This is a genomic window from Pseudomonas sp. LBUM1668 (assembly GCF_059695715.1).
This window is the reverse complement of sequence record NZ_CP166787.1, coordinates 4621351-4639558: the sequence shown is the minus strand read 5'-3', so window position 1 is coordinate 4639558 and position 18208 is coordinate 4621351. Positions and strand designations below refer to the sequence as shown.

Genomic DNA, 18208 nt, shown 5'->3' with positions numbered 1-18208 from the left:
TCGCGGGCTTGCCCGCGAAAAGGTCCGTCGCCGCATCAAATAATCTGGATCAGACCGACAAGCGCAACCGCGCCAGATCCCTTAACGGCGGTGCCCCAAACAATCGGCTGTATTCGCGGCTGAATTGCGACGGGCTTTCATACCCCACCCGATACCCCGCCGCCGACGCCTCCAACCCTTCGGCCAGCATCAAGCGCCGCGCCTCTTGCAGGCGCAACTGCTTCTGATATTGCAGCGGGCTCATCGCCGTCATCGCTTTAAAACGGTGATGCAAAGTCGACACGCTGAGGTTCACTTCCTTGGCCAGATCATCAATTCGCAGCGGCTGTTCGAAGTTGCCGTTGAGCCACTTGATCGCCTGGCTGATGCGATGGCTCTGGCTGTTGGCAATCGCGATCTCATACAAGCGATGGCCCTGCGGGCTGCGCAACAGGCGATAGAGAATCTCCCGGCGAATCAGTGGCGCGAGCATGGCGATGTCTTTCGGTGCATCGAGCAAACGCGCCAGACGCAGCACCGCGTCGAGCATCGCACTGTCGATTTTCTCGACATACAAGCCGCGCCCGGTTGGCCGGGTCGGCACGGCCATGGGGCCGGCGTCGGCGATCAGTGCGGTGATTTCCGCCGGGTCGATATCCAGGCGCACGGCGAGGATCGGCTCTTCAGGCGACACGTTAACCACTCGCCCGCTCAACGGCATCGAAACCGAGACCACCAGGTAATTCAGCGGATCGTAATTGAAGAACTCATCGGCCAGCCGCACCTCCTTACGACCTTGCGCCATGATGCACAGCGCCGGTTGCGCGAGCACCGGGGCGAAGTCGTGGGATCGGGTGTGGCGCGACATGAACAGCGAACCGACAGCGGTCTGATAGCTGCCATCGTCGGTGGTGTTGCGGCGGATGATCGCCGCCAGTTCCGCACGCTGCTTTTCCATGTCGGCGGTGGGTTCGGCTTGAAAACGATCGAATGACGTCATGCACGGCATCCTCGGCAAGGGAGGTGGAATGGAGCAGAGCATATGTTTGTGCAAGCGCCAGCGGTAGACACATCCTGCCAAATGCTTGCCTGATTCTGCACCGCGATATTCACGACACACGGTTCGCCCCTTGCTTGTAGGAGCTGCCGAAGGCTGCGATCTTTTGATTTTTGTTTATAAGATCAAAAGATCGCAGCCTTCGGCAGCTCCTACAGGGTACGGGCGTGGTTTGGTGTTCAGGCAAGTCTCGCAGGATTGTGCAACGCGGCGGCAGGAATCGACTAACGGCACCTCGCGCCCGCGCCTTAACCTTGGATCCTGTCGCAGCCTCCCCCCGGCTGCCACGCAACTCCCTGGGAGGGTTGAACATGTCCAAGCAGATTCCCGTCAGTCATATGGCCTTCGTACGAGCGCGCGCCGGGCGTTCGGCAGAACTCGGTGTACGCCTGAGCGCGTTGATCGATCCTTCTCGTGCCGCCCCCGGTTGCCTGAGCTTTGCCTTGCAGCATTCGCAGTGTGATCCCGAGTTGTGGCTGGTCTCCGGTTTCTGGAGCAATCAGCAGATGATGACCGCGTACTTCAACAGTCCGGCAATGGAAATCTTCGCCGAGCTGGTGCAGGAACTGGTGGTCAACAGTCTGGATTTTCACACCTTCAAGGATGTCTCGGCGGCACAGGCGCTCGGCCAGTGTTCAGCACCGATACACAAACTCGTCGGTTGAGGGTTTAATGTCCGGCTTAATTGACTGAGCCAGGACTTGCGACATGGCACGTAAAGAGTTCGAACACTTCGAAGCAGTATCCGCAGTTGTCCCCGTCGAGTTGGGTGGCAACAAGGGCTATTACGCGGCGATCGCGGTCAAGGCCCTGGTCGATGGCGGTGCGCCACGCTTTCACAAACTGCTGGAAGATCAGGTCTTCCCCGGCGCCATCGCGGCCGATGAGGCCGCCATCAATGAGCTGGACCGCCTCAAGGGCGTCACCGAAGACGCCGAGTTGATCTGGTAAGTCGTTACTTCGCCGCGCCCGGACGCCACATCTTGAACAGGGCTTCAGGCCCCAACTGGAAATAATCCGCCGGCCCGCCGCCGCGCAGAATCGGTTCTGCCGCGGCGGTGTCGTAGACCCCGTCTTTCAACAGCCACTTGGCGATATGCACGGCGACCACTTCGCCGAGGATCAGCCAGCTCGGTACTGTCTCGCCATCAGCGCGCTGCAATTGAATGATCTGCGTGACCTTGCATTCGAAGGACACCGGGCTTTCGGCGACGCGTGGCACTGAAATCACTTTCGACGCCACGGTCGTCAGGCCTGCCAGTTCAAACTCGTTGACCTCTGGCGCGACCATCGCGCAGCTCTGGTTCATCTGTTCGGCCAGTGGGCGAGTGGCGAGGTTCCAGACGAATTCGCCGGTCTGCTCGATGTTGTTGAGACTGTCTTTGCGCCCGACGCTGGAGAAGCCAATGATCGGCGGAATGTAGTTGAAGGCGTTGAAGAAGCTGTACGGCGCCAGGTTCAACCGGCCGTTGGCATCCTGCGAGGAAATCCAGCCGATGGGGCGCGGGCCGACGATGGCGTTGAACGGATCGTGCGGCAGGCCGTGGCCGTTGGCGGGTTCGTAGAAGTGGATGTCATCGGGCATGGCGTGTGTTCCTGAGGGGCTGGGGCTCGCGGCTAATAGTGCAAGTACATTGAGGCAATTTCCAGTCAGCCACAGATATTCCATTTAATGAGCAATCTGTGGGAGCTGGCTTGCCAGCGATGGCATTTTTCATGCGGCGTTAATGTCGACTGACAGTCCGCCATCGCTGGCAAGCCAGCTCCCACAGGTTCTCCAGTGATTTCATAAAATTGCCATTCCCCAGAAATGACTAAGCCCGGCCGAAGCCGGGCTGTGCGCTTTACAGCGGCATTTAACTGATGGAAGCGGATTGAGTCCGGTCATAGCCATCAGCAGCAAGAGTAGCGGAACCGGTGCGGTCAAAACCGTCAGCAGCAAGAGTGGCGGAACCGGTGCGGTCAAAACCGTCAGCAGCAAGAGTGGTGGAACCGGTGCGGTCAAAACCGTCAGCAGCAAGAGTGGCGGAACCGGTACGGTCAAAACCGTCAGCAGCAACAGTAGCGGAGCCAGTGCGGTCGTAACCATCGGCGGCAACGGCCGAGCCGGTGCGATCAAAACCGTCGGCAGCAAAGGTGTTGGCGGCCAGTACGGACAGGGTCAGGGCGAGGATCAGTTTGGTTTTCATGTTCGTTACTCCAGATTCGTTGGCGGGTGTGTCTTGCATGGGGTTCATGCTACGCCAACTAAATTGATTAAAAAGCGCAAAATAATGCTAAAAACTATCGATTAAATAGATGTTAAGGGCGACGCATTTAATGGCTTCCATCATCAGGAGCGAACGTCGCGCAGGTAATCGATCAGGTAGGCACAGGATGCCGAGGCAGAATTAACCGGTGATTAATCGCCGGAAACAAAAAATCGCAGCCTCCGACAACCCCTGTATGAGCTGCCGAAGGCTGCGATCTTTTGATCTTGCCTGACGTTCAGTCAGTCAATCAGTCAGTGACGATCCGCGAATGCTTCTGGGTGTCCTTCATGGTGATGTACACCAGCAACGACACAGCGATGCACGCCGTCACATACCAGTAGTAACCGGTTTCCATGCCAATGCTCTTGAACCACAGCGCAATGTATTCGGCGGTGCCGCCGAAGATCGACACGGTCAGTGCGTATGGCAGGCCGACGCCCAGGGCGCGGATTTCAGTCGGGAACAACTCGGCTTTGACCACCGCGTTGATCGAGGTGTAACCGCTGACGATGATCAGCGCCGCCATGATCAGGAAGAACGCGCCCCACCAGCTCTGGATGGTGTGCAGAGTCATCAGGATCGGCACGGTGAAAATCGTGCCCAGCACACCGAAGGCGATCAGGATCGGACGACGACCGATCTTGTCCGACAGGCCACCGATGATCGGTTGCAGGCACATGAACAAAAACAGCGTGGCGGCAGAAATGGTCGTCGAGTCGGAGATGCTCATGCCGACGGTGTTCACCAGGTATTTCTGCATGTAGGTGGTGTAGGTGTAGAACGCCAGCGTGCCGCCCATGGTCAGGCCGACCACGGTTGCCAGTTCCTTGGGGTGACGCATCAAGGTGCGCATTGCGCTTTCCTTGGACTTCTCTTTCTTGGTGAACGACTCGGTTTCTTCCATGCCGCGACGCAGGTACAGCGCAACCACTGCGCACAGCGCGCCGATGGCAAACGGAATGCGCCAGCCCCACGCGTACAACTGCTCGGTGGTGAGTGTCTGCTGCAGCACGATCAACACGCCGAGGGCGATGAGCTGGCCGGAGATCAGAGTCACGTACTGGAAGCTGGAGAAGAAGCCGCGACGCTCCTTGGTCGCCATTTCCGACAGGTAAGTAGCGGAGGTGCCGTACTCGCCGCCGACCGACAGGCCTTGCAGCAGGCGGGCGAAGATCAGCAGGATCGGTGCGCCGATGCCGATGGTTGCGTAGTTGGGGCTCAACGCGATGATCAGCGAGCCGAAGCACATCAGGTACACCGAGGCCATCAACGCTTTCTTGCGCCCGACTTTGTCGGCGTACAGGCCCATCAGCCAGCCCCCAATCGGGCGCATCAGGAAGCCCACGGCGAAGATCGCAGCAGTGTTCATCAATTGTGCGGTGGAGGAGCCAGCAGGGAAAAAGCTCTTGGCGAAGTACAGCGAGAAGGCGGCATAGACGTACCAGTCGTACCACTCGACCATGTTGCCAACGGAACCGCTGAAGATCGATTTGATCCGGCTGGCGGTGGTTCTTTCTTTGGCCGGCGCGGCAGCCGACCCAAGTGGCAGGGCGTTGGAGTTATCCATTGAAGGATCCTTCATTTAATTGTTTTTGTGGAGCGCGTTAAAACGCAGCCTGCGGGAGCTATAGCAGGAGCTGTGCCAACGGGGAGAGGGGCGGTTTAGAAGGGGTAGCGGGTTTTGATGAGCGAAAATCCGCTTATGTTGGGTGGGTGTTGAGCGGATTTTCGCTTAAAAGATCGCAGCCTGCGGCAGCTCCTACAAGTTCAGTGTCATGCGCAAATGATGCGGACACCGGAGCTCTGTAGGAGCTGCCGCAGGCTGCGATCTTTTGCTCTTCAAGGGCCGACAAACATCTCCCGACTCAACCCATGCCGCTGCATCTTTTCATTGAACGTACGCCGCGGCAGTTGCAGCTCTTCAAGCACTGCTTTTACATCACCCTTGTGCCGCGTCAGTGCCGCGCGCAAGCACTGCGCCTCGAAAGCCTCCTGCTGCGCCGCCAGCGACTGCCCCGGATCAATTCCCGGTGCCGGTTCATCCAGACCCAATACCTGCCGCTCGGCGACGTTGGCCAGTTCGCGCACATTGCCCGGCCAGTCATGGCACAGCAGATGACTCAACTGCGCCCCGGTCAACGGTGGGAAGCTGCGACCCAGACGCTGCGCCGCACTCTGGGCGAATGATTCGAACAGCAATGGAATGTCTTCGCGGCGTTCGCGCAGCGGCGGCAAGCGCAGTTCGGCAACGTTGAGGCGATACGCGAGGTCTTCGCGAAAACGCCCGGCACGCGCCTCGTCGAGCAAGTCCGGTTTGGTCGCCGCGACAATCCGCAAATCCACGCGAATGCTCTGGTTCGACCCCAGTCGTTCAAGCTTCTGCTCTTGCAATACCCGCAGCAATTTCACTTGCTGGGCCAGCGGCATGCTTTCGATTTCATCGAGAAACAACGTGCCGCCATCGGCGTATTCCAGCTTGCCGATACGCTTGCCGGAGGCGCCGGTAAACGCGCCGCTCTCATGGCCGAACAGTTCGGCTTCAAACAGCTGTTCAGGGATCGCCGCGCAGTTGAGCGCCACGAATGGTTTGTCCGCACGGGGGCCGAAGTCATGCAGGCAGCGCGCAACCAGTTCCTTGCCGCTGCCGGTCTCGCCACGGATCAACACATTGACCGGCAGCGCGGCCAGATCCAGCACCTGCCGGCGCAAAGTCTGCAAGCCACGGGACACGCCGAGCAACGTCGAATCGAGTTTGGCGCGATTGTCGGCCTGCTCGTGCAGGGCGCGGTTTTCCAGGACCAGTCGGCGTTTCTCCAGCGCCCGGCGCAGGCTGCCGAGCAACGTCTCCGGGCTGAACGGTTTTTCCAGAAAGTCGTAGGCGCCGTCGCGCATCGCTTCGACCGCCATCGGCACATCGCCATGCCCGGTGAGCAGAATCACCGGCAGATCGGCGTCGCGGCGCTGTACCTCGGCCAGCAGTTCCAGGCCACTAAGGCCGGGCATGCGCACGTCGCTGAGGATCACCCCGGGAAAATGCGCGGGCAGGGCGGCGAGGCATTCTTCGGCGCGGCTGAACAGCTGCACCTCGAATCCCGACAGGCTCAGCCACTGCTCGACAGCACTGCGAATGCTGCTTTCGTCATCGACCACCATCACCGAGTTGAGCATCAGATGTGTGTCTCCAGATCAATCGGCAAAGTCAGGGTGAATGCCGCACCGCCGTCGCCGTTCTCGACGCTCAGACGACCGCCGGATTCGTGCACGATGGCAAAAGATACTGCCAGCCCCAGGCCAAGGCCGTCACCTACAGGTTTAGTGGTGAAGAACGGGTCGAACACCTGCCCCAGATGTTCTTCGGCAATGCCGCCGCCATTATCGATGACGCTCAGACACCACAACTGCTCGTCGGCTTGCAGACGAATTTCCAGGCGCTTGCACGGTTTGCCCTGCATGGCATCAAGGGCGTTGCGCAGCAGGTTGATCAACACCTGTTCGAGACGGATCGCATCACCGCGCACCCATGCCGGGCGGGTCAGGTGCAGCACCAGGCTGACCTGTTCGTCACGCAGTCGTGCGTCGAGCAATTGCAGGGATTGATCGACCACCGTCGCCAGATCCAGACGCTCGCGCAAACCACCGGGGCTCTTGCGGGCGAAAGTTTTCAGGTGGCCGGTGAGGGCGGCCATGCGCGTGAGCATCTCGTCCACCGGTTTCAGGGCCTTGTAGGCGTCATCGACGCGGCCATGGTCGAGCAGCAGGCGCAGTGTCGCCAGTTGCATGCGCTGAGCGGTCAGCGGTTGGTTGATTTCATGGGCCAGGGCGGCGGACATCTGGCCGAGGGCGGCGAGTTTTGCCGACTGCACCAAACCTTCTTGCGCAGTGCGCAGTTCGCGGGTGCGTTCCTCGACCAGTTGCTCGAGTTCTTCGCGATTGCGTTGACGGACCTTCGACAGGCGCCAGCGCTGATTGAGGAACAGCAACAGAAACACCAGCGCCAGCCATACGCCGGCAGCCGCGAGGCCAGCGTTGCGCAGGTCTTCGAAAGCCACTTGCGGGTGGCGCAGCAGATGCAGGGTCCAGCCTTCGGTGGTCAGTGGCAGCGACTCCCACAGATAATCCGCCGTCCCTTGCGGGCCTTCGACGCGGCGCAGATCGCTGTTGTCATCGAAGCGGCGCAGCGACAGATGGGTCAGTGGCGTCAGCGACTGTTTGTCGTATTGGCGCGTCGTCTTGATCTCGGCCTGATCGCTGGCACTCAAGGGGCGCAACAAGCGATAGCGCCAGCCGGGCTGATTGGCGATAAAGACGATGCCGCGCGCATCGCTGACCAGCAAGGTGTCGTTGCCCTGGCTCCACTCGTGCTCCAGTTCGGGGAACTCCAGTTTGACCACCATCGCCCCGAGGAACTGGTCGTTGTCGCCCAGCACCGCACTGGAGAGAAAGTAACCGGGAATCCCGCTGGTCACGCCCACCGCGTAAAAACGCCCGGTGCCCTGGGTGCGGGTCTGGCTGAAGTACGGCCTGAAGCCGTAATTGTGGCCGACGTAGCTGCTGGGCAAACGCCAGTTGCTCGCGGCTACGGCGAGGCCGGTGTGATCGAGCAATTCAAGGGTCGAGGACTGCGCCGCACCGTTGATCTTTTCCAGTTTCAGATTCAGCGCCGTTTGTACCTGGGCATCAACGGGGCCGGCCAGTGCCGAACGCAATTGCGGGTCCAGCGCCAGTACGGCGGGGAGGGCGCGATAGCGGTCGATCAGGGTGTGCAGCGAATTGGCATAGAGCGCCAGTTGCTGGTTGGCCCGGGCCGCGTCCTCTTCCAGCGCCTGACGTTCGGCGTGGCGGATGGCAAGCGTTGCGGCAAGCGCAGCGCCGGCGACGATCAGCAGTGTGTACAACGACAGACGCAGGGTACGGGAAGTCGGCGGCATGCTGGGCAGATGGATGGCTGGTCGGGCCGGCACGATAACACGCGGCCATACAGGTTTCAGTGCTTGCGGTCACGACCGTAATGATCGTTTTGGCGATACTGACTCAGCGGTGTCGTTGAAGTCTTCGCTGGTGTGATACCAGGGATGGTAAGCCTCGCGGGAGAAGTCGCCTTTGGCGTTGATCAGTTTGATCGGACGGCCCAGCGGGTCATAGAACAGTTGATCGAAGTAGCCCAGTTCGTGCAGCGACTGGTCGTTGACGTAACCGTGGGTATCGGCAAAGTACGGTCGGAACTGGCGAACCGGCAAGCCCTTGTTGTTGTATTCGACCCGCTCGCTGATTCTCCACCGTGAGTCGGCGTACACCTCGACATACTTGCCGTCTTCAATGACGAGCGAACCATCCACCACCTTGTACGCCATCCCCGGGTCAACCAACTGCTGGGTTTGCAGCGCGCGGCCAAAGCCGTCGACACAGGTCTTGATGATCTGGATTTGCGCCTTCACCTCGTCGTCTGGATAGCGGTCGGCGCTGAGCACGACGCTGTGCACCGGCTCGCGTCGGACACTGGCGATGGCTGAGCGCAACGCTTGTTCCGCCGTGGTCAGTGTGTTTAACCGGGCCAGTCGCCGACGAGCGCTGGCACGAATATGGCCGCTGGGCAGCAGATAACCGCTGGCGATCCATTCGTCGCTGGAGCTGTCGCCGACGGGGAGCTGCCCCATCCAGCTGAACAGGTCTTTGCGCAGGGTACTGGCCGCTTTTTGTATGGCCACTTCAGGATCTTCGATAGCCGGATCAGGGCGATGATCCTCGGGGCGCCGGTATTCGCTCAACGGTGCGAAACCCACCGCCAAGCCGTTTTCAGTGCCGTGGAAACTGGTCGCCAGCGGCTGGCCGGAGGGTTCGTAAATCACCTCTTCGATGTTGTCGTTGGCATCGACGATGCGCATCGGTTGCAGCGCGTGATAGTCGTAGGTGATTTGGGTGGTGCAGCCATCCGGCAGCTCGACGCTGGTGACTGCCAGTCGATAATCGTCATATACCGCGTGGGTCACGCCATGGCTGGGCGTTTCGTTGTAATCGCGCACTTGATAAAAACCGCGGAGGTCAGCGTACCGGGCGTAGCCGAACGACGACGACCACAAGTTCTCTTCAGCATCGACCGACGGTGAGGGCTCAAACAGCAGCGGCATGGCCGTGTAGCCGATCTTTCGCAGCTCGTCACGGATGTTGAAAGGCGCCGGCAGCACGTCGTAGGCGTCCAGTGCGGTCTTGTCCAGCTGCGCCATTTCCAGCGGGCCAGCCAAGGCTTCGAAGCTGGCATCTCCTTCGTCCAGCAGCGTCCCGTCGACCGTCACATAGCGTTGCACCGATTGCGTCGTAAGCACGCGTTGAGTCTGCCAGTGTGCGCTGTCCTGATGCGTTGTCAGCGATTCGAATGACACCTGCTCAGGATCAAGGCCAGTCGGCAGCGTGCCTTTGGGCAATACCAGTGCGTTGCTGCGTTGCTGATAAGGCAAACCCAGGCGCCAGTGCTGTGGATCGGTATCCAGATCGATGAAGGCGGCGCGGGTTTCGCTGATGTAAAACGACCGCTGCGCTTCGTCGTGAGCGTCGCGCCACCACTGTTGCTCATCAGGATCGGCAAACGGCGGCGTGTCCTCGCCGTTACGCCTGCGTGCGTAGCTCACCGTCATTGCGTGGGTTGGCAGACCGAAAGCGTTCCAGCGCAAGTTGAGGTCGTGACGGCTAAGCGGATCAGTGATGATGCGGTCGTACTGGTAGCTGATTGTTTCCACCACCAACGGCAGCAACACGGCCGCCGCGTAGTGGCCCTGGGGCCTGACCTCACGCACCAGATAGCGCAACTCTTCAACCGCATAGGGCAGGGCGTCGGTAGAGGCGAAATCCGCATCGGCATACGTTTCGATGCGGGTGATCGAGCCGACCAGCGCTCGCGAAATCTGGTATTCGCTCTCGGGATTGTGTGGCGGTATCGGCTCATCCTGTTCGTCGGCAGCGTGGTAGCGGCTGAACAGGGTTTTACCCAGCGCAATCGCCTCGGCGTCCCGATTGAAATAGCGGTCGCGGGGGCGATCCAGCGCTTGTCCGGTGTGAAACCAGCTACACACCCGCACTGGCGCGCTGAACCCGACGTCGTCATCGCCGCTTGCACTCTCGCTGTCGGTTTGCTGCAAGTAACCGAAGCCGCGGAACTCGCGTTCCTTGCCGTCGTAAACACCCTCGCGCCAGACGAACGCCTGAGTCAGGCAGTTGCCGGTGATTTCATCCAGCTTTTGTTGTTTTTTGACCACAGCCACCGGGAAGGGCAAGTGCGAAATCGGCAGCCGATTCAGCTTGAGTACCTGCTGTTTCTCATCCAGCCATTCCTGCGCCGAACCGCGATAGACCACGCTGGTGCTGCAGCCCATGTTGTTGTTACTGGCCGTCAGCAGATACGGTTTGGCTGTGACGAAATCGTAGCGCCAGTGCTGCGGCTTTGTGTGCGTTACGGTGAGTATCAGGCTGGCGCAACCCAGCCCTTGCAAATCGGCGAAGCTCACCTGGCTTAAACGGTCGTAACGCACACCTTTGGGCCATGGCACGCTGATCGGCGTTTGCTCCAGACCGTTGCCGCCACGGTTCAGATAGATCTCGAAAACATCGCTTTTGAGGTAGATCAGTGCTGTTGCGCCGCAGCCGTCGAGGTCGGCGAGACGCACCCGCGACGAATCGAATTGCTCGTAGGCGAAGGGCAGGTCACTGATCTTGCGGCCTTCACCAAAACGGCCGTGACCGAGATTGGGCCAGCAGCGGATTTCGTTGTGTCGAATGCGGCACAGCTCGGGCATGTCACTGCCCAGCAGATTGCCGAGCAGCACCAGTTCAGTGGGCGTGTTGCTGAACAGCGGCAAGCGGTCACTGGCCGGTTCGTGCGGCACTTCTTCGGCCGGGGCGAACCCCTGTTCGCGTCGGTTGGCGTAAAGCCTCACCGAGTTCGGGCCAATCATGGCAATCGAATCCAGACCATCACCACTCAGGTCGCCCAAGGTCGATAGCGTGTGGAAAAACTCCAGGGGAAAGGCATTGAAGGTAAGGTAGTTGGCGAATTTCCCCTTCTCATCAAGCGTGCGGAAACCGGCGCTTGCGAGCTGTGCAGTGACCCAGTCGAGGCGCCCGTCGCCGGTCAGGTCGGTGAGCAGTTGCTGCACCGCGCTGTTGCGATTGGCCACCGGAATCTTCTCCAGCGCCGTCCACGGGCCATAGCCGATTTCATCGCCGCCCGCTTCCGCGCGCAGCGGTTCGCGGTAGTACCAGCTCTGGTCAAAGCGGCACAGAAACCCCGGGACGCCTTCACCATAGAGGTCTACGCACTGGTAAAAACCGTCGTCTTCAATTCCCGGTTGGTGATCGTTCTCAAGCAGACGTGTAGGGATTTTGTTGATCTTGAACGATGAATAATCGAACTCCACCGGCGGGGTGTTTTCCACCGTGCCACTGGCATCGAAGGCCTGGTAGTGCGCGGCACAGATCTGGCTGAACGACCAGTGCGCAGTGACGTCGCTGTGTTCCAGCAGCAGACGTCGCACCAGTACCGGTTTATCCCCTTGGCTGGGCGGGAAGTGATGAAACATCAGCATTTGCCGACAGAGACGGCGGGTACTGATTTCAAAGCCCTGGCCGTAGGTCGAGAAGGGATCTACCCGCGCGGGCCACGGCTGTAGCGTTTCGCCGTCGTAGGCCGGGACCTCGGTTAGCGAGGTGGTTCGCTCACCGTAGTCGAACAGCAATTGGAAATGCCAACCCGGATCGGCGAGGTTTTCGACTGTCCAGGCGTAAAGGTCTTTGCTCGCCGTAAAATTGCCGTAGCACACCCGCTCCACATAGCGCTGGGCGCGGAAATCGTTTATCGGGTCGGGATCCTGGTCGTCAGCCTTGTAGACATAAGCGATGTGCTCGCCGCGCGCGTTCATGCTTTCGCACAGCAGCCAGGCGCTAACGCGTAGCGGATCATCCGGATCGGCAAGACGTGAAGCCGGGGTTTTGCCGTAGAGGTGCAGCGAGCCATCCGCGCCATGCACCAGCCAGAAAGGTGGTTGGTCGCTCGTCGACTGCCAGCGCTCACGCAGGGCAAAGTCGCTTTCTACTCGCGGCCAGTAGCGCACCACGTTGTGCGGGCCAATGGCGACGCCGTCGTAAGTGGATTCGAGGCGCGACTTGATACTCCCGTCCGCCTTGAGCTCGGGCATCCACACCTCGCCGTCGGCCCCGACGATTTCGTCATGCTCGGTATAACGCGGCACGCCCTTGTGAGTGCGCAGGCTGATCTGACTCAGGCCCAGGCTCCAGCCGACACCGAACGGCCCGTTACCGGTCTGGCTGCTGTAACTAAGGGACAGTTGAGGGGCCCAACCTCGCCCGGCGGAAAGCGGGATTGGCAGCTCGAACGATGCGGCTCCGGTCGGGCCGACGCTGCCCCAACTCTTGCCGATGGTGGCGATCGTCGCGCTTTTGGCGATGGACGGAGTAACGATGCTCAGTTCTTGGTCAGCCATGATTGCGTCCGGTGCAGTTGCAGTGGCGTAGGTGAATCGACGCTACCAACAATGGCTCGGGGCGTAACCTGTCAGATGTGACAGGTGCACAAGATCGATTTGTGTGCTTTGCCAGGATTCTTATCGCGATACCACATTCGCAACGTGTAGGAGCTGCCGAAGGCTGCGATCTTTTGACTTTATTTTTCAAGGCAGATCAAAAGATCGCAGCCTTCGGCAGCTCCTGCAGGGGGGAGGCGGATACAGGGGCGGACACAAAAAAGGCCGGCCCGTCGTATGACGGGCCGGCCTCTCTTTACAGCGGTAAAGCGCTTACTGCACTTCTACTGCCAGGCTCTCGCTGATCTTCTTTTGCCAGATCGCAGGACCGGTGATGTGTACCGACTCACCTTGGCTGTCCACCGCAACGGTGACCGGCATGTCCTTGACCTCGAACTCGTAGATCGCTTCCATGCCCAGCTCGGCGAACGCCAGTACCTTGGACTTCTTGATCGCCTGGGCAACCAGATAAGCGGCGCCGCCGACAGCCATCAGGTACACGGCTTTGTTGTCCTTGATCGCTTCGATCGCGGTCGGACCGCGCTCGGACTTGCCGATCATGCCCAACAGGCCGGTCTGCTCAAGGATCTGACGGGTGAACTTGTCCATCCGCGTGGCAGTGGTCGGGCCAGCCGGGCCAACCACTTCGTCACCGACCGGATCAACCGGGCCGACGTAGTAGATGAAGCGACCTTTCAGGTCTACCGGCAAGGTTTCGCCCTTGTTCAGCATCTCGACCATGCGCTTGTGCGCAGCGTCGCGACCGGTGAGCATCTTGCCGTTGAGCAGGACGGTTTCGCCCGGCTTCCAGCTCTGCACGTCTTCCGGGGTCAGGGTGTCGAGGTTGACGCGACGAGCCGAAGGGCCGGCTTCCCAGACGATTTCCGGGTAGGCGTCCAGCGGTGGCGCTTCCAGCGAGGCCGGGCCGGAACCGTCGAGCACGAAGTGCGCGTGACGGGTGGCGGCGCAGTTCGGGATCATGCACACCGGCAAGGAGGCGGCGTGGGTCGGGTAGTCCATGATCTTCACGTCGAGCACGGTGGTCAGGCCACCGAGGCCCTGGGCGCCAATGCCCAACTGGTTGACCTTCTCGAACAGCTCCAGACGCATTTCTTCAATGCGGTTGGACGGGCCACGCTTGATCAGCTCGTGAATGTCGATGGATTCCATCAACACTTCCTTGGCCATCACCGCAGCTTTCTCGGCGGTGCCGCCGATACCGATGCCCAGCATGCCCGGTGGGCACCAGCCGGCGCCCATGGTCGGAACGGTCTTGAGTACCCAGTCAACGATCGAATCGGACGGGTTGAGCATGGCCATTTTCGACTTGTTCTCGGAACCGCCGCCCTTGGCCGCCACGTCCACTTCCACGGTGTTACCCGGGACGATGGAGTAGTGAATAACGGCCGGGGTGTTGTCCTTGGTGTTTCTACGAGCGCCCGCCGGGTCGGCGAGGATCGAGGCACGCAGGACGTTTTCCGGCAGGTTGTAAGCCTGGCGCACGCCTTGGTTGATCATGTCGTCCAGGCTCATGGTGGCGCCATCCCAGCGCACGTCCATGCCTACACGTACAAATACGGTGACGATGCCGGTGTCCTGGCAGATCGGGCGGTGGCCGGTGGCGCACATGCGCGAGTTGATCAGGATCTGTGCCATCGAATCACGGGCCGCTGGCGATTCTTCGCGCAGGTAGGCTTCGTGCATCGCCTGGATGAAATCCACCGGGTGGTAATAGGAAATGAACTGCAGGGCGTCGGCAACGCTCTGAATCAGGTCGTCTTGCTTGATCACGGTCATGAGTCGCGCTCCTCTATAAGACGGGAACATTCAATAAGGTGCCTGCGGCTTGGGTGTCTCGGTCGGTCGCAGACACCTTTCAAGGCACGCCGGGGCTGCTGGCGCGACGCTAAAAAGGCGCGGCAGTATACCGCGCCTCGGTGGGGCATACACGCGCCGGCAGTCATTCGTTGGTCGCATGGGTGGGCGGGTTGACGAGGATTGTATTTGCAACTTGAAATCCTTTCCCCCTCACCCCAACCCTCTTCCCCAAGGGGGAGAGGGGGAAAGGGAGCCGATCTATGCGGTTTCAACGTTTGAGCTCGGCTCGGTATTTCAGGTCGGTGCAGCGTGTGAGAACAACGCGGTCAGTTCCCTCTCCCTCTGGGAGAGGGCTAGGGTGAGGGCCTCTGGCGGTGCACGCGGGCCACACTTTTGACGTCAAATTTCGAGCCCGAAAATCGGTGGTCATTTATCGACTACGCCACTAAAGTGGCAGCCGGTCTGTAGGGTAGGACACTCGGTCAGCCTCCAATCGCACGGTGAGTCAACGATTGACCCATAACGCCATTCAACGTCTTTTGCTCAAACGCTTTGCCCTCGCTGCAGCCACCTACGGATTGGCTTTGCTGCTGCTGTGGCTGGCGTTTTTCACCGGGCATTACGACCAATCCTTGAGCACTATTGCTGTCGGCAGCGCGCTGGTAGTCATCAGTCAAGCCATCCTGTTTGGCCTGTTCTGGTCGGGTTGCAACCAGCGTTTTGACGATCCAAGCCTGACCGAAACGCAAGTGCTGCTCGGACTCGGCTGGCAGACCTGGCTGATCGCTCATCTGGACGAAGCGCGCGGCGCCTTTCTGGTGTTCTACGTGCTGATCCTGCTGTTTGGACTGTTTCACCTGAGCCGGCGGGCGTTCATCCGCTGTGCGTTGCTGGTGTTCTTCAGCTTCTGTGTTATCACCCTGTGGGATGCTTACCACTTGCGCTTGCCGGAGCCTGCGCTCGCGGCTTTACAGGTTTGTATTCTGGCGATGGTGCTGGCGTGGCTGGTGCTTTACGCGCGTTTCGTTCAGGTGTCGCGCCAACGCATGCGTCAGCGCCGGTTTGCCTTGCAGGCGCATCAGGACACCCTGCGCGGAATGATGCGTCAGCTCGAGGATCTCGTGGCCACAGACGAACTGACCGGCCTGTTCAACCGTCGGCACTTCCTGCGTCTGGCCTCGCGTGAACTGAACGCGATGGACAGTGATGCCGTGCACGGTCTGGCGCTGATCGACCTCGACCACTTCAAACGCATCAACGACTTCTACGGGCACGCTGCTGGCGATCAGGTATTGCAGGCGTTCGCCGGTGTCGCCCAGGCGTGCCTGCGCGACGGCGATGTGCTGGCGCGCTATGGTGGCGAGGAATTCGTCGTCTTGCTGCCCGACTGCGACGCCGAGCGTCTGACGGCCTGCTGTGAACGTCTGCGCGTTGCTTTTACCGATGTTGAACTGGTTGGCCTGAATGTGCGTAATCTCAGTCTGTCGGCTGGCATGACGCTGCTGGCCTTGGGTGATGACCTCGATGACGCCCTGCACCGTGCCGATCAGGCGCTTTATCGGGCCAAACGTGACGGACGCAATCGCTGTGCGGCCGCGTGGGAGAACGTCGATGCCTGAACTTCGCGTCGGTGACCGGCTATGGTCGGTGGCGGCGGGCAGCAATTTGCTCGACGCCCTCAACCAGAACGGCGTGGCCGTGCCCTACAGTTGCCGCGCCGGCAGTTGCCATGCGTGCCTGGTGCAGTGCGTCCAAGGCTTGCCGGCGGATAATCGCCCGGACGCCTTGAGCGCCGAGCAGCGCCAGCAAGGTTGGCGGCTGGCGTGCCAGTGTCAGGTCACCGAGGATTTGCAGGTGCATACCTTCGATCCTCTGCTGGATGGCCGGCCGGCCGTCGTCGAAGCGTTGGACTGGCTCAGTGACAACGTTCTGCGTCTGCGCCTGACTCCGCAACGGCCGTTGCGCTACAGCGCCGGACAACATCTGGTGCTGTGGATCAATCACATCGCGCGGCCGTATTCGCTGGCCAGCCTGCCGGAAGAGGATCGCTTCCTCGAATTCCACCTCGATTGCCGTCAGCCCGGCGAGTTCAGCGATGCGGCGCGACGCCTGCACATCGGCGACCCGATCCGCCTCGGCGAATTGCGCGGCGGTGCGTTGCATTACGACGCCGACTGGCACAACCGACCGTTGTGGTTGCTGGCCGCCGGTACGGGGCTCGGGCCATTGTTTGGTGTGCTGCGCGAAGCCTTGCGCCAGGATCACCAAGGCGCCATCCGCGTCATTCACCTGGCCCATGACGCCAGCGAGCACTATCTGGCCAAACCCCTGGCGGCGCTGGCTGCCCAGCGTGAAAACCTCAGCGTCGACCTGTGGACGGCGGCCGAGTCAGGCGCCGCTTTGGCGCAACTGCGCCTTGTTTCCCGGCAAACCCTGGCCTTAGTCTGCGGCTCAGCGACCAGCGTCGACGCCTTCGCCAAGCGTTTGTACCTGGCCGGACTGCCGCGCAATCAACTGCTGGCCGATGTGTTTCTGTCACGCGGTTGAGTGCAGATTTTCATTGGTTCGAAGATCTTTATGAAAGGATTCTTGGGGTGAAAGGATTTCAGAGCTGAGCGGAACTCTGTGGCGAGGGGATTTATCCCCGATGGGCTGCGCAGCGGCCCTAAAAGTTTGTGAGCGCTGCGCACTCAGTCGGGGATAAATCCCCTCGCCACAAATAACCATCACTACACAGTCCTTTCATCACAGAACCCCTCACCACAGTTGTTCTTCGTGAATCGACACTGCTGAGACCCACCATGACCGAAGCCATCCTGCTGGAACGCGAACGCGGTCTGCTGACCCTGCGCCTGAACCGTCCCGACAAGAAAAACGCCCTGACCCGGGCGATGTACAGCCGTCTCGCCGAGGCGTTGAAGCAGGCCGACAGCGACCCCGAAATCAACGCCGTGCTGATCACCGGCAGCGCCGAGTGCTTCACGGCCGGCAACGACATCGCTGACTTTATCCAGCAGCCGCCTGGCGATCTCGACAGCCCGGTCTTCCACTTCATGCTCAACCTGCTCGAATGCCGCAAACCGGTGATCGCTGCTGTGGCGGGGGCGGCGGTGGGGATTGGCACGACACTTTTGCTGCATTGCGATCTGGTTTATGTAAGCCGCGATGCGCGACTGCGCATGCCGTTCGTCAACCTTGGTTTATGCCCCGAGTTTGGCTCCAGCCTGATTTTGCCGCGCATGCTTGGGCACGCCAAAGCGTCTGAACTGCTATTGCTCGGCGAAGGGTTCAGCGGTGAACAGGCCGCCGACTGGGGCATCGCGACAGAGGCGCTGGGCAGTGGCGCGGCCGCACTGGCCAAGGCTCGGGAGATGGCGTCGCGCTTTGAAGAGCTGCCACAGGAAGCAGTGCGCATCAGCAAGCAATTGATGCGGGCGCCGGATCGCGAGTTGATCCGCAAGGTGATCGAGGAGGAGGGCGCCTTGTTCACCCAGCGGCTGCGTTCGCCGGAAGCGTTGGCGGCGTTGACCGGGTTTATCAAACGGCATTGAAATTTCGCTGCCCTGGCCGGCCTC

At 60.4% G+C, this 18208-nt stretch carries 13 protein-coding genes; 5 read left to right on the top strand and 8 right to left on the bottom strand.

Annotated elements, in window-relative coordinates; translation table 11 throughout:
- Nucleotides 1-49: 49 nt before the first annotated feature.
- On the bottom strand, nucleotides 50-979 hold the full coding sequence (locus ACA061_RS20895) for an AraC family transcriptional regulator (RefSeq protein WP_150616194.1): 930 nt from the start codon (nucleotides 977-979) through the stop codon (nucleotides 50-52).
- A 368-nt stretch (nucleotides 980-1347) separates the two neighbouring features.
- Here ACA061_RS20895 and ACA061_RS20890 point away from each other — a divergent pair, with 368 nt between their 5' ends.
- Both ACA061_RS20890 and ACA061_RS20885 read left to right on the top strand, forming a co-directional pair.
- Nucleotides 1348-1701 (top strand): putative quinol monooxygenase, encoded by a 354-nt coding sequence (locus ACA061_RS20890; RefSeq protein WP_150616192.1) that lies wholly within the window; start codon nucleotides 1348-1350, stop codon nucleotides 1699-1701.
- A gap of 43 nt (nucleotides 1702-1744) precedes the next feature.
- Nucleotides 1745-1987 (top strand): hypothetical protein, encoded by a 243-nt coding sequence (locus ACA061_RS20885; RefSeq protein ID WP_042560686.1) that lies wholly within the window; start codon nucleotides 1745-1747, stop codon nucleotides 1985-1987.
- A 4-nt stretch (nucleotides 1988-1991) separates the two neighbouring features.
- Here ACA061_RS20885 and ACA061_RS20880 read toward each other — a convergent pair whose 3' ends face one another.
- The 7 genes from ACA061_RS20880 to ACA061_RS20850 all read right to left on the bottom strand — a co-directional run bounded on the left by ACA061_RS20880 (nucleotide 1992) and on the right by ACA061_RS20850 (nucleotide 14612).
- Nucleotides 1992-2621: a flavin reductase family protein gene (locus ACA061_RS20880; RefSeq protein ID WP_210700268.1), complete on the bottom strand. Its 630-nt coding sequence runs from the start codon at nucleotides 2619-2621 to the stop codon at nucleotides 1992-1994.
- A gap of 271 nt (nucleotides 2622-2892) precedes the next feature.
- On the bottom strand, nucleotides 2893-3225 hold the full coding sequence (locus ACA061_RS20875; protein WP_497299966.1) for a hypothetical protein: 333 nt from the start codon (nucleotides 3223-3225) through the stop codon (nucleotides 2893-2895).
- 310 nt (nucleotides 3226-3535) lie between these two features.
- A complete protein-coding gene (locus ACA061_RS20870) occupies nucleotides 3536-4855 on the bottom strand; it encodes an MFS transporter (RefSeq protein ID WP_150601687.1) in 1320 nt (439 codons plus the stop codon).
- 272 nt (nucleotides 4856-5127) lie between these two features.
- Nucleotides 5128-6456 (bottom strand): sigma-54-dependent transcriptional regulator, encoded by a 1329-nt coding sequence (locus tag ACA061_RS20865; protein WP_210555050.1) that lies wholly within the window; start codon nucleotides 6454-6456, stop codon nucleotides 5128-5130.
- Nucleotides 6456-8216, bottom strand: coding sequence for a sensor histidine kinase (locus ACA061_RS20860; protein WP_497301976.1), 1761 nt, complete (start codon nucleotides 8214-8216; stop codon nucleotides 6456-6458). Before ACA061_RS20860 ends, ACA061_RS20865 begins: the two co-directional genes overlap by 1 nt.
- A 69-nt stretch (nucleotides 8217-8285) precedes the next feature.
- Nucleotides 8286-12776 carry a SpvB/TcaC N-terminal domain-containing protein gene (locus ACA061_RS20855; RefSeq protein ID WP_497299965.1) on the bottom strand — a complete coding sequence of 1497 codons (4491 nt, stop codon included), beginning with the start codon at nucleotides 12774-12776 and terminating at the stop codon, nucleotides 8286-8288.
- Between the two features lie 312 nt (nucleotides 12777-13088).
- Nucleotides 13089-14612, bottom strand: coding sequence for a fumarate hydratase (locus ACA061_RS20850; RefSeq protein WP_042560679.1), 1524 nt, complete (start codon nucleotides 14610-14612; stop codon nucleotides 13089-13091).
- 533 nt (nucleotides 14613-15145) lie between these two features.
- On the opposite strand from ACA061_RS20850, the gene ACA061_RS20845 reads away from it, so the two are divergent.
- From ACA061_RS20845 to ACA061_RS20835, 3 genes are all read left to right on the top strand, one after another.
- Nucleotides 15146-16252, top strand: coding sequence for a GGDEF domain-containing protein (locus ACA061_RS20845; RefSeq protein WP_150616188.1), 1107 nt, complete (start codon nucleotides 15146-15148; stop codon nucleotides 16250-16252).
- The gene (locus ACA061_RS20840) at nucleotides 16245-17180 is read left to right on the top strand and encodes an iron-sulfur-binding ferredoxin reductase (protein ID WP_497299964.1); all 936 of its coding nucleotides are present in this window, start codon (nucleotides 16245-16247) and stop codon (nucleotides 17178-17180) included. The genes ACA061_RS20845 and ACA061_RS20840 overlap by 8 nt, the downstream gene beginning before the upstream one ends.
- A gap of 254 nt (nucleotides 17181-17434) precedes the next feature.
- Nucleotides 17435-18184, top strand: coding sequence for an enoyl-CoA hydratase-related protein (locus tag ACA061_RS20835; RefSeq protein WP_210555054.1), 750 nt, complete (start codon nucleotides 17435-17437; stop codon nucleotides 18182-18184).
- The last annotated feature ends 24 nt before the right edge of the window (nucleotides 18185-18208 follow it).

Excerpts from the sequence above, each read along its gene's own strand:
- ACA061_RS20895 (WP_150616194.1), bottom strand. The coding sequence starts at position 979 with ATGACGTCATTCGATCGTTTTCAAGCCGAACCCACCGCCGACATGGAA.
- ACA061_RS20890 (WP_150616192.1), top strand. The coding sequence starts at position 1,348 with ATGTCCAAGCAGATTCCCGTCAGTCATATGGCCTTCGTACGAGCGCGC.
- ACA061_RS20885 (WP_042560686.1), top strand. The coding sequence starts at position 1,745 with ATGGCACGTAAAGAGTTCGAACACTTCGAAGCAGTATCCGCAGTTGTC.
- ACA061_RS20880 (WP_210700268.1), bottom strand. The coding sequence starts at position 2,621 with ATGCCCGATGACATCCACTTCTACGAACCCGCCAACGGCCACGGCCTG.
- ACA061_RS20875 (WP_497299966.1), bottom strand. The coding sequence starts at position 3,225 with ATGAAAACCAAACTGATCCTCGCCCTGACCCTGTCCGTACTGGCCGCC.
- ACA061_RS20870 (WP_150601687.1), bottom strand. The coding sequence starts at position 4,855 with ATGGATAACTCCAACGCCCTGCCACTTGGGTCGGCTGCCGCGCCGGCC.
- ACA061_RS20865 (WP_210555050.1), bottom strand. The coding sequence starts at position 6,456 with ATGCTCAACTCGGTGATGGTGGTCGATGACGAAAGCAGCATTCGCAGT.
- ACA061_RS20860 (WP_497301976.1), bottom strand. The coding sequence starts at position 8,216 with ATGCCGCCGACTTCCCGTACCCTGCGTCTGTCGTTGTACACACTGCTG.
- ACA061_RS20855 (WP_497299965.1), bottom strand. The coding sequence starts at position 12,776 with ATGGCTGACCAAGAACTGAGCATCGTTACTCCGTCCATCGCCAAAAGC.
- ACA061_RS20850 (WP_042560679.1), bottom strand. The coding sequence starts at position 14,612 with ATGACCGTGATCAAGCAAGACGACCTGATTCAGAGCGTTGCCGACGCC.
- ACA061_RS20840 (WP_497299964.1), top strand. The coding sequence starts at position 16,245 with ATGCCTGAACTTCGCGTCGGTGACCGGCTATGGTCGGTGGCGGCGGGC.
- ACA061_RS20835 (WP_210555054.1), top strand. The coding sequence starts at position 17,435 with ATGACCGAAGCCATCCTGCTGGAACGCGAACGCGGTCTGCTGACCCTG.